General features: G+C 64.0%; 13 protein-coding genes. 7 read left to right on the top strand and 6 right to left on the bottom strand.

The features are described from left to right. The first annotated feature begins 195 nt into the window (after positions 1 to 195). From ABEA12_RS06310 to ABEA12_RS06300, 3 genes are all read left to right on the top strand, one after another. Positions 196 to 336, top strand: coding sequence for a hypothetical protein (locus tag ABEA12_RS06310; RefSeq protein ID WP_210099755.1), 141 nt, complete (start codon positions 196 to 198; stop codon positions 334 to 336). Positions 337 to 658: 322 nt separating this feature from the next. After that, positions 659 to 1,723: an aldo/keto reductase gene (locus ABEA12_RS06305; protein WP_210099754.1), complete on the top strand. Its 1,065-nt coding sequence runs from the start codon at positions 659 to 661 to the stop codon at positions 1,721 to 1,723. A 234-nt stretch (positions 1,724 to 1,957) separates the two neighbouring features. After that, the gene (locus ABEA12_RS06300) at positions 1,958 to 3,361 is read left to right on the top strand and encodes an NAD-dependent succinate-semialdehyde dehydrogenase (protein ID WP_425571750.1); all 1,404 of its coding nucleotides are present in this window, start codon (positions 1,958 to 1,960) and stop codon (positions 3,359 to 3,361) included. Between the two features lie 110 nt (positions 3,362 to 3,471). Here ABEA12_RS06300 and ABEA12_RS06295 read toward each other — a convergent pair whose 3' ends face one another. Next, entirely contained in the window at positions 3,472 to 3,819 is a 348-nt protein-coding gene (locus ABEA12_RS06295) for an META domain-containing protein (RefSeq protein WP_345467018.1), read from the bottom strand. 22 nt (positions 3,820 to 3,841) lie between these two features. Beyond that, positions 3,842 to 5,050 carry an SH3 domain-containing protein gene (locus ABEA12_RS06290; protein ID WP_210099751.1) on the bottom strand — a complete coding sequence of 403 codons (1,209 nt, stop codon included), beginning with the start codon at positions 5,048 to 5,050 and terminating at the stop codon, positions 3,842 to 3,844. A gap of 248 nt (positions 5,051 to 5,298) precedes the next feature. On the opposite strand from ABEA12_RS06290, the gene ABEA12_RS06285 reads away from it, so the two are divergent. After that, a complete protein-coding gene (locus tag ABEA12_RS06285) occupies positions 5,299 to 6,600 on the top strand; it encodes an AI-2E family transporter (RefSeq protein WP_210099750.1) in 1,302 nt (433 codons plus the stop codon). A gap of 83 nt (positions 6,601 to 6,683) precedes the next feature. Here ABEA12_RS06285 and ABEA12_RS06280 read toward each other — a convergent pair whose 3' ends face one another. The 4 genes from ABEA12_RS06280 to ABEA12_RS06265 form a co-directional block, all read right to left on the bottom strand. Continuing rightward, the gene (locus ABEA12_RS06280) at positions 6,684 to 7,625 is read right to left on the bottom strand and encodes an SH3 domain-containing protein (RefSeq protein ID WP_210099749.1); all 942 of its coding nucleotides are present in this window, start codon (positions 7,623 to 7,625) and stop codon (positions 6,684 to 6,686) included. A 302-nt stretch (positions 7,626 to 7,927) separates the two neighbouring features. After that, a complete protein-coding gene (locus ABEA12_RS06275; protein WP_210099748.1) occupies positions 7,928 to 8,425 on the bottom strand; it encodes a ferritin in 498 nt (165 codons plus the stop codon). 140 nt (positions 8,426 to 8,565) lie between these two features. After that, a complete protein-coding gene (locus ABEA12_RS06270; RefSeq protein ID WP_210099747.1) occupies positions 8,566 to 8,961 on the bottom strand; it encodes a hypothetical protein in 396 nt (131 codons plus the stop codon). Between the two features lie 93 nt (positions 8,962 to 9,054). Next, complete coding sequence (locus ABEA12_RS06265; protein ID WP_210102440.1) at positions 9,055 to 11,391, bottom strand: Tex family protein; 2,337 nt, start codon at positions 11,389 to 11,391, stop codon at positions 9,055 to 9,057. Between the two features lie 159 nt (positions 11,392 to 11,550). Between ABEA12_RS06265 and ABEA12_RS06260 the strand changes: the two genes are divergently transcribed. From ABEA12_RS06260 to ABEA12_RS06250, 3 genes are read left to right on the top strand one after another with little or no spacing between them, the layout of a single operon-like run. Next, positions 11,551 to 13,008, top strand: a complete 1,458-nt coding sequence (locus tag ABEA12_RS06260) for an aminopeptidase P family protein (protein WP_345467012.1) — start codon at positions 11,551 to 11,553, stop codon at positions 13,006 to 13,008. Then, entirely contained in the window at positions 13,005 to 14,231 is a 1,227-nt protein-coding gene (locus tag ABEA12_RS06255; RefSeq protein WP_210099746.1) for a metal-dependent hydrolase family protein, read from the top strand. The genes ABEA12_RS06260 and ABEA12_RS06255 overlap by 4 nt, the downstream gene beginning before the upstream one ends. Continuing rightward, complete coding sequence (locus ABEA12_RS06250; protein ID WP_210099745.1) at positions 14,228 to 15,517, top strand: alpha/beta fold hydrolase; 1,290 nt, start codon at positions 14,228 to 14,230, stop codon at positions 15,515 to 15,517. The genes ABEA12_RS06255 and ABEA12_RS06250 overlap by 4 nt, the downstream gene beginning before the upstream one ends. The last annotated feature ends 46 nt before the right edge of the window (positions 15,518 to 15,563 follow it).

Here is a 15,563-nt window from a genome sequence, read left to right as displayed (position 1 = left end):
TGAGAGCACCGGTCCGGCACAAAGCGATTTTCCCCCCGCCGCCGACCGGTGCTCAACCTTTTTAACCCGGTTATCCAGGGTGTGTTTTGGGCCGGCGCGGCGCCCTCGACAATGCGGCGTCTTCGGACCAAACTGATGGTATGGCTCGCCCCGGTCAAACGGGCGATGTGTTTTACGGATCTAGGAGTGCGCGTAATGAGCGAGAAAACGATCGGCGACGAAAAAGCGGAAAGCGCGGCGGAGCCCGAACATGTGGCCAGCGAACATGACGAGGCGCTGGTGGAGGAATGGGAAGACGAGTCGTTCCCTGCCTCGGACCCGCCGTCAAATTATTGATTCCGGGCTGGCTATCAAGGAATCACCAGCCTTCCTTCAGCTTCGCATCCTAGGCTGAAACCACCTTCTCAAGGTGCGAGTGATCAGAAGAACCGGTCGCGGCGGAGTTTCACCTCCTTAGCCGTCACGATCGGTTCTTCACTTTTAAACCGATCTCCCCACGTCGTTGCCGGATGGCCCCCTCGCCCGCCCTCTACAGCGAGTCGGCGCCGCTAGCGTGGACGCCGCGGGAACATCGGAGCAAGATTGGAGGACACGGAAGCTATCGATGGTTTCCACGTTTCGAATTCACCCCCCCTATCTCCAGGAGAGCAACCCAACCATGGCCGAAGAGCTCCGCTACGCACGCGTCCCCGAAACCCACGCACCCTTCGTGGCGGCATCGGACCGCTACGATTCAACCGGGTACCGCCGGGTCGGAAACTCCGGATTGATCCTTCCCCCGATTTCCCTGGGCCTCTGGTGGAACTTCGGCGACAACCGCCCCTTCGACACCCAGCGCGAGGTGCTGCGCCACGCCTTCAACAGCGGCATCACCCACTTCGATTTGGCGAACAACTACGGACCCCCCTACGGCTCCGCCGAGGAGAACTTCGGCCGCATGATGCGTACGGATTTCAAGGCCTACCGCAATGAGCTGATCATCTCTTCCAAGGCCGGCTGGGACATGTGGCCTGGACCCTACGGGGACCTGGGTTCGCGCAAGTACATCATTTCCTCCGCCGAGGAGTCCCTGGCCCGCATGGGCCTGGACTACGTTGACATCTTCTACTCGCACCGCCCGGATCCGAACACCCCCATCGAGGAAACCATCGGTGCCCTGGACACCTTGGTGCGCCAGGGCAAGGCTCTGTACGTGGGCATTTCCTCCTACTCCCCCGAACGCACCGCCGAAGCCGCACGGGTGGCCAAGGAAATGGGCACTCCGCTGGTGATCCACCAGCCCTCCTACTCGATGCTCAACCGCTGGGTGGAAGACGGCCTGCTGGACACCTTGAAGGAACACGGCATGGGCTCGATCGCCTTCACCCCGCTGGCTCAGGGCCTGCTGACAAACAAATACCTCAAGAACAATGCCGCAGCACCTTCCGGTGGACGGACTTCCCTGGAAGGCACCCTCACCGAACAAAACCTGGCCAAGGCACGCGACCTGGCCAAAGTCGCGGAATCACGTGGCCAGTCCCTGCCTCAGCTGGCCATTGCCTGGCTGTTGCGCGAGGGCGGAGCGACCTCGGTGCTGCTCGGGGCTTCCTCAACGGCACAGCTCGATGAGAACCTCGGAGCACTAGGCAACACCACCTTCAGCGCCAAGGAACTGGAAAGGATCGACAGGATCGTCGCAGGGGAAGCCGGCGTCGACCACTGGCGTGGTGTCGCCACCAGCTAAGCGCAGCAAGCAATGCGAGCCTCCTGCCCTAGGAGTACGAATTCCGCAGAGCAGAAGGACGTATGCAACTGATACCGCAGGTAGTGAGTTCACTAACGGCTGATATCACTACCAAGCATCCGTGATTGGCTTCACAAATCCTTCTTTTCGCGACATGATGGAACGGTACGAGGCGCGCAACCACCGTTCAACGTCGAACCTTGCCGCCCAGTGACTACCAGAAGGAGCATGGCCTTGACTGCCAACGCCCAGACCTCGACCTCCACCGGATACCAAGTCCTCAACCCCGCCACCGGTGCCGTGGTCGAAGAGTTCCCCACCGCCACAGACGCCGAGATTCAGGACGCGATCGCCGCGGCCGAGTCCGGCTACCAGCAGTGGAAGAACGTCGACATCAACGAACGGGCCAAGATCGTGGCCCGCGTCGGCGAGCTCTTTGCAGAACGCGCCGACGAGCTGGCCGCGATCATCACCGAGGAAATGGGCAAGCCGCTCTCCGAGTCCAAGGGCGAGGCAGAGTACTGCCAGGAGATCCTCCAGTACTTCGCAACCGAAGGACCGATGCTGGCGGCGGATCAGGAAGTCAAATCCATCGGCGGAGGCAAGGCCATCATCCAGCGCCTTCCCGTGGGCCCGTTGCTGGGCATCATGCCGTGGAACTACCCGTACTACCAGGTCGCCCGGTTCGTCGCACCGAACCTGATGCTGGGCAACACCATCGTGCTCAAGCACGCCGAGCGGTGCCCGCGATCGGCTCTGGCCATCGCGAAGATCATGACCGATGCAGGGGTCCCGGAGGGTGTGTACAACAACGTCTTTGCCACTCACGACCAGATCTCCACGATCATCGAGGATCCCCGTATCCAGGGTGTCTCGCTGACCGGCTCCGAGCGTGCCGGTTCGATCATCGGGGAGCAGGCGGGACGCCACCTCAAGAAGGCCGTGCTGGAACTGGGAGGATCGGACCCCTACGTCATCCTTGACTCGTCGGATGTCGCCGCCGATGCCGCCACCGCGTGGGAAACCCGCATGGAGAACACCGGCCAGGCCTGCAACTCCAACAAGCGCATGATCGTCATGGAGGACATCTACGACGAGTTCCTGGACGAGCTGACCAAGCTCGCAACCGATCTAACCCCGGGAGATCCGGCCAAGGAAGAAAAGGGGACCTTCGGGCCCCTGTCCTCACGCACCGCCGCCGAGGGCGTTGCCGAACAGGTCCAGGACGCCATCGACAAGGGCGCAACGCTGCATGCCGGCGGCACCCTGCACGAAGGTCCGGGGGCCTACTTGTCCCCGACCGTCCTCTCGGGCATCACCAAGGACATGCGCGCCTATTACGAAGAGCTCTTTGGCCCGGTTGCCGTGGTCTACAAGGTTTCTTCCGATCAGGAAGCACTCGAAATGGCCAACGACACCCAGTACGGACTGGGGGGCGCGGTGTTTTCCACCGATCCCCAGCGTGCGGCCAAGGTCGCCTCGGGACTGCAGTCGGGCATGGCAAACGTGAACGCACCGAGCGCAGAGGGTGCGGAAATGCCCTTCGGCGGGGTGAAGCGCTCGGGCTTCGGCCGTGAGCTCGGTCCGCTGGGCATGGAGGAGTTCGTGAACAAGCGCCTCTTCTACGTGGCCGAGTAACCATCACGAAGCGATGCTAAATGAAGTAGGGCTTCCCCCGAACCGGATTTTCCGGGTCAGGGGAAGCCCCACTTTTTATGCAGGGACACCGGCTGGCTGGTGCCCCTGCCCTATTTCCCGCGTTCCAGCATCCCGATCCGCTGGCCCTGCGGATCGAGGATCTCGAGGCTGTTATTGGCATACCGGGCCCCGACTGCTTGGCCCAGCCAGGTGTCCACCCCCTGGCAGAACATCATGGTGGAAGCCAAGGGGCCAAAGACCAGGTCATCGCCGTCGACCTCGTAGCTCCCCATCAGCCTGTTGCAGCCATCGGACCCGTGCAAGGACCCGTCCTTTTCCAGGACTAGGGAAGGTTGCCCCTCTTCGGTACTCCCCCAGGTTCCCACCGGTTCGAATCCCCCGGCCGGGCTTCCCGAACACGCCGAGAGCGCCAACGCCATTACTGCCAAGGCAAACATCCCTATTTTACGCATCCTTAACTCACTTTCCCACGTAGTCGAAGTGCCAGGCCTCAGCATAGGGGGAGCCCTCCTCGAGGATCTTGCGGTGCACCCAGTTGTACTTCTTGGAGTTCATCTTCAACCACTTGTGGTACTTGCCGCGGAAGGAATAGTGGTAGGTTTCCGGGGTGTCGATGGCCGTTCCCCAGCCGTGGTTCGAGGTCCCCGGGCGTGCAGCGATGTAGGGACCGAGATCAACCCAGTACGCATCCTGGGTGGCCCTGGTCCGGTAGGCGAGATCGACATCCAGGTTGCGGCCGAACTTCTTCTTGAAGGCCGCGTTGAGCCGGTTCAGGTCCTTCAATGCAGGGGCGGCGATCAGCGTCTTTTCCTTGTCCCACCCGATGGCCGCGAGCATCTTCTGCGCGACCTTGCCGTTTTTCTGCGCCAGGACGGTCCTGGCCGAATAGTTTACCGGCTTGGTGGTGGCCGTTGACTTGCGGGCCAGCTGGTTGGTTTTCATCCAACCGCTCATCCCCTGGGTCTGCACAAACATCCAGCCCTTGACCGACCCGGCGGTTTTCTCCATCAACAGGTTCCGGTAGACCACGGAATTGCGCGGGATGTCCCCGATGCGGACCTTGCCGTTCACGCTCTCGTGCAGCTTTCCCGTGGAGACCTTGGTCCAGAACCGGTCGGTGAGCCCATCCCGGTTGGACGTGTATTTCTTGTCGATATAGATCTCGCGCCCTGGCTTCTTCGCCACGATCTTGAGGTATTTGCTTTGCACCCACCCCGTTTCCCCCCGGCTGGCGATCTGGCTGAATCCCTTGGATGTCTTCTTGACGGTGTAGATGCCGTTCTTGGGCAGCGTCACCAGCGCCTTGGAACCGGTGTTTGCCTGTTGACGCAACCACAGCTCGGCGGTTGTCTTTCCTAGGTCCCCGCGTTTGACGGCCTTCGGGCTTGCCTTGGGCACGGCGCGCAAATAAGCGCTCGATGACCAACCGGTTTTTCCGGCGTACCGGACCTGGCTCCACCCGGACTTCGTGGATGTCACGGTGAGCCTGGTGTTCTTGGGGATGAGCGCCAACTTCTTGCCCGCGGGGGAAGGCCTGGAGCGCAGGTTGAGGTTTGCCGTGGTGTGGACGGTTTTGGCCGTTGCCACGCGAGCTGCACCGGCCATCTGGATCTGTCCGGTTGCCGGCTCCAGGACCTGGGCGTAGACCGGGTTCAGGAATGCGCCCACCAGGACGGCTCCCAGTAACAGTGACGTCGTTCCCCTTTTGAAGGAAGCGAAGCTTCTCTTCCTGCTTTCATCCTGCATGGTTCCCCCGGCATCGACATTTTGGTGACAGGCCGGACACCGGGCTTGCGGCATCCACTAGTACGTTTATCTTGTTAGACTAACCTTTTTACCAGAGGATGTTGCGGTATCGGCTCGCTGCGCCGCAGGCGCATAGGATTGAGCTGCTGCCAACTGCAAGGAGTTACTGGATGTCACCGAAACTAGGTTTCAGGAAAAAGTCGCGTTCGGTCCCGTCCGAGGCACCGGCCACGGGCGTTGCCGCGGCCGCACAGCTTGAGCCCCGCACCATCCCAAGCATGTGGATCGACCCGCTGGGCCGCGTCGCCACGCGTTCGGTCCAGTTGCTGGTGGTGGTGGTCCTGGCCTCCGCAGTCATCTTCAGCTTGCTAAGGCTCAGCGTCGTTGCCCTGCCGATCGTCATCGCCTTGATTCTTACCTGCGCCTTGTGGCCGGTGGTGCGTGTGTTCCGCAAGGTCATGTCGCCAATGCTCGCGGCATGGTCCGTGTTCCTGGGGTCGCTGCTGGTCCTGGGCGGAATCGGCACGGCCTTGGTGTACTCGGTGATGGCCGAATGGGACACCCTGGTGCAACAAGGTGTCGAAGGCTTCCACAAGGCCCAGGAGCTGCTCAACCAATTGCCGTGGAGCATCTCCAACGAGCAGATCGATGACGGCGTCAAGGAGGTCACGGGCTTCCTGACCAGTTCGCAGTTCGGCTCCGGGGCCCTGAACGGCTTGTCGGCAGCCGGGAGCTTCTTCACCGGTCTGGCCTTGCTGCTGGTGATCCTGTTCTTCTTCCTGAAAGACGGCGACAAGATCTGGGCGTTCTTCCTCTCGTGGTTGCCCAACCACCAGCTGAACCGCTGGAGGGCCACGGGCACGCGCACCGTGGAAACCCTCGGCGGATACATGCGCGGCACCGCCACGATTGCAGCGGTGGATGCCGTGGGCATCACCATTGCGCTGCTGGTCTTGAAGGTGCCCCTGGCCATCCCGCTGGGTGTGGTGGTGTTCATTAGCTCGTTCATCCCGTTGGTCGGAGCCACCTTCGCCGGGATCCTGGCCACGTTGATCGCCTTGGTGACCAACGGCCCCGTCGTGGCCTTGATTGTCCTGGGTGCGGTGATCCTGGTGAACCAGCTGGAGGGCAACTTCCTGCAGCCCGTGGTAATGGCACACGCCTTGAACCTGCATGCACTGGTGATCTTGCTGTCCCTGGCCGCCGGGACGGTGCTTGGCGGCTTGGTTGGCGCCGTGCTCGCCGTTCCGTTGACCGCTGTAGCGTGGTCGATCATAAAAATCTGGTCTGGCAGGGACATGCCGGGGCTGGATCCCGGTACTGATCCATCTGGTGAAACCGCAGCCAAGAAGCCCACCAAGGAACAGGTCATGACCCAGATCGAGATGCATACCGCCAAGCAGGCACTGGATCCCCAGACCAAGGGTGCGACCGGACGCCGGTCTTCCAAGCCCCAGCGCAAGCATTCGTAGCAACAAACACTTGGTGTGAGCGTGGGCCGTGCGGACGAGGAATTCCTTGTCCGCATGGCCCACTGTCTTTTCCAGACGTGTTCTCAGCCCAGGTGGGAGCTGTGGACCCACCCTTCAAGTCGGCCCACGCGCACCTTCGTCCATTGGCCCCGACTTGCCATGACCTCCACCGCTTCGCCGGCTTCGAGCTGCGAAAGTACGCGGTAGTTGGCCGATGCGCCCTGGTACAACGTGGTCGAGGTGTTCGTCACCGGAGACTCGGAGGCCAGGTAGCGCAGGTGAAGTTGGCTTGCCGGGACCCAGCCGGCGCCGCTCTCCAGTGAGATCCTGCGCCACGGGCCCAACTTCCCGTTGACCCTCACCAAGGTTCCCGCCTGCATGATGCGCAGCACCGGGAAGTGGTCCCCTGCGTCCTTGCGGACGTTCAGCCGGACGGTGGTGGTGTATTCGGCCGCGGTCATCACCTGGATGCCGGCGGGAGGGCGTTGAACGTGAATGCGTGCAAGGTAGGCGCTGGGAACCCAACCGATGTCCTTACCCGTGGAGACCTTGCTCCAGGTACCGAGTTCCTCGAGCTTGCGGACCTGGATGTTGGCCGCCAAGACCCGAAGCACAGGGTGGTTGGTTCCCGATCCCTTGCGCAGGTTCAGGTCAGCGGTGCTGCGGTGGGTGGGGATGAAGTCCTCATCGGGAACCTCCGGGGCACTCGGTGCTCCCGAGGGCTCCGGTGAGCCCGCTCCTGCTACCGGTCGCACCGGAATTTGCGGACGACTTTTGGACAGCTGGATGCGTTCAAGGCAGTGGGCCGGCAACCAACCGAAGGTTTTTTCGTGCTGCACACTGGCCCATAGCCCACTGACCCGCAGCAGGAGCACCGGGGTGTTCTCTGCGATCAGGTACTGGCTGGCGTAGTGCCGGCCGGCTCCCTTACGCAGATGCAATCCAGCAGTCGTGCGATGCGTGGGTCCGGACACCTCGGAGGGAACCGCCGGGGGATCGATTCGTGCGGAGTCGAATTTCTTCATCGGGTTTCACCACGAGACGGTGAGTTGGTGCCGTGGTTGGCTTTGGCGAGGCGGACTCGGACGTGGAACACGTTTTTGATGACCTCACAACGAGAGCGGTTGACCGGAGACTGGCATGCTTCTTGCAACGCCGTATCTCGCGCCGCGTGCCATCTGAGCACCGGAAACAACTACCTGCCGGGGCGCTGACACTTGGATATGCCTTACCCCATGTTATTGCACGCACGGCCAAGGCCCCCAGTCATAAACCGGGGGCCTTGGTCACATCTTCGTTACGGGTGCCTCCACGGGCCCCGGAGCGTCTAGCCCTGTGGGCGGGCGGCCAGTTCGCCATCGAGGCGAAGCAGTCCATTGCCGTCGTTGTTGATCATCTTCACGCGGTCAAGAATCTCCCCCACGGTGGCTTCCTCTTCGACCTGCTCCCCGATGAACCAGTTCAGCAGCGGCACCGAATCGATGTCGCCTTCGTTGTGGGCCAGGCGGTAGAGGTCCCGAATGGACTCCGAGACCTTCTTCTCGTGATCAAGGGACGCCTGAAATGCTCCGTCGACGGTGGAAACGGTCAGTTCCGGGGCACCGATGTCGCCGATCGCGGGGTGCGCGCCTCGGTCGGTCATGTGCGTAATGAACTTTTCCGCGTGTTCCAGTTCCTCGGCGGACTGGGCACGGAACCATCCTGCAATGCCGGGCAGGCTCAGCACATCCATTTCGATGGCCAGCTGGCGGTAAACCGTCGCGGCTTCGAGCTCCATCGTGATTTGGTCGTTGAATGCGTCGGCAAGCTTTCCTATAAGTTCCATGGAACATACGCTACCTACTCCTTCATGCCTTGTCACCGAAGTATGGCCGTACTAACCTGATCCGAATTATGGCACGGAACCACCCATGGATATCTTCCGGCAAGGTGATGCTCACCTTGCTTCTCCCCTCCGGGGCACGCTCAGCTGGAGACGATGCGTTCGCCTGCATGGACCTTGGCGACCGCGCGGTTGGCATCGCGCAACCCCAGGAACACACCGGCAAGCATCAGCAGCGTCCCCAGCATCACGGTGGCGGGAAAGAAGAACCCCGATGGCTCCAACAGCACCGTGGCGACGCCGCCGACGGCCAAGACCACAGCTGCGATGCCAAAACCCATGATGGACTTGTTCAACGCCGCATGGTGCCCCAGGAGCCAACAGCTCTCGCAGTGCCTCAGTGCGGCGGTGCGCAGCCCGATCGAGGCATTGCGCTTGACCTGCCCGGAGGCAGCGGCCTTCATCATAGCGGCCATCGCTGCCATCAGCAGGATCATGAAACCCAGCATGATCAGTTCGCTCAGTCTCTCGCTGTCCACGGACGTCCATCCTTCGCTCTGGGCCGTTTGTTCTCCCCAGCGCTGCGTGCATCCGGGTACGGGTTCCCGGATGCACGCAGCGACACTGGTTTTCTAGCCTCCGTGCCCTGCACGCCGCAGGGCCTCGGCCATGGCGGTGTTCCCGTCCGGTGCCTTGGGGCCCTTGGGCTGCGCGGGCTTGGTTCCGCGATTCGGCGCAGCACCGTGGCGCGGCGGCCGTGCGTTCCGCTCGTTTTCCTGGGGTTTGGCTCCCGGCTCGTCCTCAAGGCGCAGTGTCAGGGAAATGCGCTTGCGCGCCGGGTCTACCTCGAGGACCTTGACCTTGACCACCTGCCCCGAGGTGACGACCTCGCGCGGATCCGAAATGAACTTGTTGCTCATGGCCGAGACATGGACCAGTCCGTCCTGGTGGACACCCACATCGACGAACGCGCCGAAGGCCGCCACGTTCGAGACCGTGCCCTCCAGGATCATGCCGATGCGCAGGTCGGTGATCTTCTCCACGCCTTCCTTGAGGTTGGCGGTCCTGAAGTCCGGGCGCGGATCGCGGGCCGGACGCACCAGTTCGGCGATGACGTCCTTCACCGTGGGAAGCCCGAATTGCTCGGTCACGAACTCAGCGGCATCCAGCGAGGAGACCGGCTGCTTGCCTTCATTGGCCCTGGCCAGCAGCTTCTCGGCCAAGCCGTAGGCCTCGGGGTGCACCGCGGAGGCGTCGAGCGGCTGCTTGCCACCGCTGACGCGCAGGAACCCGGCGCACTGTTCGAAGGCCTTGGCTCCCAGGCGCGGCACCTTGAGCAAGGCCCGGCGGGTGGCGAAGGATCCGTGGGCGTTGCGGTGCTCGACGATGTTGCGGCTCAGCGTCGGGCCGACGCCGGCGACCCGGGCCAGCAAGGCCGGGGAGGCGGTGTTCACGTCAACGCCCACGGCGTTCACGCAGTCCTCCACCACCGCATCCAGGGAGCGGTCAAGCTTCGTCGGGGTCAAATCGTGCTGGTACTGGCCAACACCGATGGACTTGGGTTCGATCTTGACCAGCTCCGCCAGCGGGTCCTGCAACCGGCGGGCAATGGAGACCGCACCCCGGATGGATACATCCAGGTCAGGCAGTTCAGCGCTGGCCAAGGCGGAAGCCGAATACACCGAGGCGCCGGCCTCGGACACAATGACCTTGGCGGGCTTGTGGTCCAGCTGAGCGATCACGTCACCGGCAAGCTTGTCGGTTTCCCGGCTTGCCGTTCCATTGCCCACGGCGATGAGCTCGGTTCCGTGCTTTTTGGCCAGGGCCACCAGCGTTGCCACCGCGGCATCCCACTTGTTCGCCGGCGCGTGGGGGTAAATCGTCGCGATATCCACGACCTTGCCCGTCCCATCGACCACGGCGACCTTGACACCGGTGCGCAACCCCGGGTCGAGTCCGAGCACCGAGCGGTTCCCGGCCGGGGCGGCAAGCAGCACATCGCGCAGGTTCGCGGCGAAGACCTTCACGCTGGTTTCCTCAGCGGCCTCGAAAAGCCGGGTCCTTAAATCCGATTCCAGGCGTGCCAGCAGGCGCCCGCGCCAGGCAAGGCGCACCGTCTGGGCCAACCATTTTCCGGCCGGTGCATCCGCGGCGGCGGCGATCCCCAGGGACTTGGCCACGGCAGCCTCATAGGGGGCCCTGGCCTCGGCGAGAGCTGCATCGTCGCGCGGGTCCGCCTCGGCCAGCTCCAGGTTCAACACTCCCGCCCGTTCCCCACGCAGCAGGGCAAGGATCCGGTGGGAGGGCTGGGTCGCCAGGGGCTGGACGAAGTCCTCGTAGTCGGAGAACTTGGCGGCGTCTGCCACCGGCGCCCCGGGCGCGGTCTTGGATGCGATCTTGCCCCTCTTCCACAACCGTTCTCGGAGTTCGGATACCAGGACCACATCTTGGGAGGCACGTTCGGTGAGGATGGCGCGGGCACCGGCAAGCGCGTCGGACCCGGCGTTGACCTCGTGTTCGGGATTCAGGAAGCGTGCGGCCAGCACCTCGGGATCCTGCATGGGGTCGGCAACCAGCGAGTCGGCCAGCGGTTCCAGGCCGGCCTCGCGGGCGATCTGCGCCTTGGTGCGCCGCTTGGACTTGTAGGGAAGGTAGAGGTCCTCGAGTTCGGCTTTGGTGCCCGCGGCATTGATCGCGGCCTCAAGCTCCGTGCTGAGCTTGCCTGCCTCCTCGATGGCCTTGAGGATGGTGGCGCGGCGTTCAGCCAGTTCACGCAGGTAGCGCAGGCGTTCTTCCAGCTGGCGCAGCTGGGCGTCGTCAAGGGTCCCGGTGGCTTCCTTGCGGTACCTGGCGATGAAAGGAACCGTGGAACCCGAATCCAACAGCTCGATGGCCGCCTTCACCTGCCAGGTTTGGACCCCGGCGCCGCCGGTAGATAGTTCTGTTGCAATGATCTGGATAATTCGCATCTGGCTCACCCGCTCCAGTCTGCCGCATCGATGATGCCGCCCGAAAGTCGGGGCACCGCCCGGCCCTGCACCGCACGGCACCGGTGTGTGATGCTTGAGTGGTACGCGTTTGGCGCGCGTGGAGCACAACCACTGCCACAGTGAAGGAAGTCAGACGAAGTGAACACCCCGGAACACCAGACCGCATCGATGCCGGCACCCAGGAATTTTGATCCACGACTGCCCAGGCTTTCCGAAGTCCCGGCGTTCACCGCGTGGATGGCCACCGGATGGGAGGAACCCGAGCGCACCCCCGCCGCCGGGGTGGATGCCGCGTCGGCGGCCGCGGCCCACCGGGCACGGCTCTCCGCGGCGCTTCCGGGGTCCACGTTCGTAATTGGCGCCGGTTGGGCACCGATCCGCAGCAACGACAGCTTCTACGATTTCCGTGCGCACTCGGACTTCCTCTGGCTCACCGGCTGTACCGCCGAAGGCTCGGTCCTGGTGGGTACCGCCCGCGGCGGCGGACACGACTACCAGCTCTTCGTCCCGGCACCGGCGCTGCCCGGGGATTCGGCATTCTTTGCCAGTGCCGCCCACGGCGAACTGTGGGTAGGTGCCGCGCACGGGCCCTCGCACTGGCAGCAAGCACTGGGCATCAACACGCTGCCCCTGGCCCGGCTGGAGCAGGCCCTTGCCCGGCTGTCCGGCGCCCAGGTGGCAGGGAACCTGTCCACCACACTCATCTCCACCCACTCGTTGGAACCATCTCCCACGCTGCGCCGCACGCTGGGCGAGTTGCGACTGATCAAGGACGAGTGGGAAATCACCGAACTGCGCAACTCGGTCACCCACACCATCGAGGGCTTCTCCCAGGTCGTCAACCAGATCCCCACCGCCGTGGCCGGTGGCGGGGAACGCTGGCTCCAAGGCACCTTCGACAGGGTCGCACGCACCTACGGCAACGGGCCAGGCTATGCAACGATCGTGGGCTCGGCACACCACGCACCCACTCTGCACTGGGTGCGCTGCGACGGGCCGGTTCAACCCCAGGAGCTGTTGCTGCTGGACATGGGCGTGGAGGAGCGCAGCGCCTACACCGCCGACGTCACCCGCACCTTTCCTGCCAGCGGCCGCTTTTCCCCCGCCCAACGCGAGGTCCACGACCTGGTGGAGAAGGCACACCGCGCCGGCCTGGCACAGATCGCCCCGGGCAAGGACTTCACCGCCTTCCACACCTCCATCATGGAAGTCATCGCCAACGGCCTTGCCGACTGGGACATGCTCCCGGTCTCGGTCGACGAGGCGCTCTCCCCCGCCGGCCAGCACCACCGCCGTTGGCTGGTCTGCGGGGTCGGCCACCACCTGGGACTCGACGTGCACGACTGCGCGGCGGCCTCCTACCAGGAGTACCAAGGCGCCACCCTTGCCGAGAACATGGTCCTCACCGTTGAACCCGGTCTCTACTTCCACAAACACGACGCCCTGGTCCCGCCCGAGCTGCGCGGCATGGGCGTGAGGCTCGAAGACGATCTCCTGGTCACCGCGAGAGGACACGAAAACCTCTCCGATCCGCTGCCCATCGACGCCACCGGCATCGAGGCGTGGATGGCCGCACAGTCAGGAACCCACGCATGAAAACCACACAGCCACCGGCCCTGACCATCACCGACGTCCTGGTCTTCGACGGCCATAACGCCGAGCTCACGCGCGCCAACGTGAGCTTCAGCCACGGGCTGGTCAGCGCCATCGGCAACCAGGAAGAGGGCGAGCTGCTCCCGGGGAAGGGCAGGGTGCTTGTCCCCGGGCTCATTGACGCCCACTTCCACGCCTACGCCATCTCCCTGGACGGCTTCCGCAACGAACGCGGCCCGCTCTCCTTCGCGGCGCTCGCCGGGGCCAAGCGCCTTGGCGAGGCGCTGTCCCGCGGCTTCACCACCGTGCGCGACGTCGCCGGAGGAGACATCGGGCTCGCCTCGGCGATCGATGCCGGCCTGCTGCCCGCACCGCGCTACTTCTACACCGGTCCGGCGCTGAGCCAGACCGGAGGGCACGGGGATCCGCGCGAGGCGGACGTGGATGTGTGCTTTGGCCACGGCCACATGTGCGAGGTCGTCGACGGACCCGAAGCGCTGCGCATTGCCGTGCGCGAACGCCTGCGCACCGGCGCCCACGCCATCAAGATCATGACCAGCGGAGGCGTCGTCTCGCTGAGCGACCCGTTGTCCATCCCGCAGTACTCGGATGAGGAAATCGCGCTCGTCGTCGCCGAGGCCACCCGGCGCGGCTCCTACGTCGCGGCCCACGCCTACTCCCCCGCCGCCATCGCCCATTCGGTGCGCAACGGGGTGAGGTCCATCGAACACGGAAACCTGCTCGATGAGCCCACCGCCGCCCTGATGGTTCAACACGGTGCGTTCCTGGTTCCCACCCTTGCCGCCTATGCGGCCATGGAGAGGCGCGGTGACGAGGTCGGGTTGCCCGAGGTCTCCAAGGCCAAGAACCTTCAGGTCCTCACCGCCGGGCGCGAGGCGATCAAGATCGCACTGGCCGCCGGCATCCCCGTGGGCTTCGGCTCTGACTTGATGGGCGACCTGGCAGACGAGCAGCTCAACGGGCTGGCCCTGCAGATCGAGGCCGCCGGTGTGCTTGCCACCCTGCGTTCGGCCACGAGCGTCAATGCCGCCCTATTGCAGGATCCCTCGCTGGGCCATCTCTCTCCCGGAGCCGTCGGGGATGCACTGCTCCTGGACGGGAACCCGTTCGAGGACCCGTCTGTGCTTTACGACGAATCCCGCCCGCGCACCGTCATCCAAGCCGGCCGCCGGATCCCGGCCGGCACCCCAAAGGAGCAGCATTGAGCACCGATTACATTGCGGCGGGAAAGTTCTTCCGCGACCACACCCTCTCGGTCCCCCTGGACTGGGCAAATCCCGGGGATTCGCCGCGCATCAGCATCTTCGTGCGCGAGGTCTCCCTGGCCAAAAACAAAAACCGCGAACTCCCGTTGCTGCTTTTCCTCCAGGGTGGGCCCGGCGGCAAGGGACCGCGCCCGGTGGGCAGCGCTGGCTGGCTGGACGCGGCCCTTGAGCGATACACGGTGGTGCTGCTTGACCAACGTGGGACCGGACGTTCCACGCCCGTCACCGCAGCCACCATGGAACGGTTCGACACCGCTCATCAGGGTGCCGAGTACCTATTGCACTTCCGCGCCGACTCGATCATCCACGATGCCGAGCACGTACGCCACGAAATCTACGCGTCCTCCCGCTGGGCCACCCTAGGCCAAAGCTACGGCGGGTTCCTGACGCTGAGCTACCTCTCAATGGCCCCGGAGGCCCTGACCGCCTGCCATATCACCGGCGGGTTGCCGTCCCTGGAACCAAGTGCCGCAGGCGTGTACGCACGCACCTACCCGCGCACCGCAGCCAAGACCGCCCAATTCTACGAGCTCTACCCACACCATGTGGACACGGCGGCGCGGATTGCCGACCTGCTCGAGACCACCGAGGTCCGCCTTCCCGACGGGGACCGGCTTTCCGTGCGCCGGTTCCAGTGTCTGGGCATCGACTTCGGGATGAAACCTGGCTTCGAACGCCTGAACGCGCTGCTCGACGAAGCACTGACCGGGCACGGGCTCAGCGATGTGTTCCTGGCCGAGGTGCAGGCCCGGACGGCATTTGCCTCGAACCCGCTGTTCGCCGTGATGCAGGAGAGCATCTATGGCCACGGGTCCAACGGTGCCACGGGCTGGGCCGCCCAAGCCGAAATCGAACGGCACCCCGAGTTCGATTCCTCCGCCCGCCCGCTGATGTTCACCGGCGAGATGATGTACCCCTGGATGTTCGCCGAAACCCGGCTGTTGCGCCCCTTCAAGGGCGCGGTCGATCTGCTGGCTGAAAAGACCGACTGGTCAAGCCTCTACGACAGCGAAAAGCTCGCGGCGAACACCGTCCCGGTGGCCGCCATCGTCTACCACGACGACATGTACGTCGATGCGGGCCTCTCCCTGGCCGCGGCATCGAAGGTCGGCAACCTCCATGCCTGGGTCACCAACGAGTTTGAACACGACGGACTGGGTTCGGGCACCGTTTTGCCGCGGCTCTTTGCCATGATCGACGAGCTGGGCGGTCCGCTGCAGGATTGACCGCTCGCATCACCCTACTGTTCATGTGACCTGCACTGGAAGCCTT

The organism is Paeniglutamicibacter antarcticus, assembly GCF_039544305.1.
Taxonomy (GTDB): Bacteria; Actinomycetota; Actinomycetes; order Actinomycetales; family Micrococcaceae; genus Paeniglutamicibacter; species Paeniglutamicibacter antarcticus_C.
The sequence above is the reverse complement of the archived record's forward strand: the minus strand, read 5'-3'. Positions and strand labels throughout refer to the sequence as shown.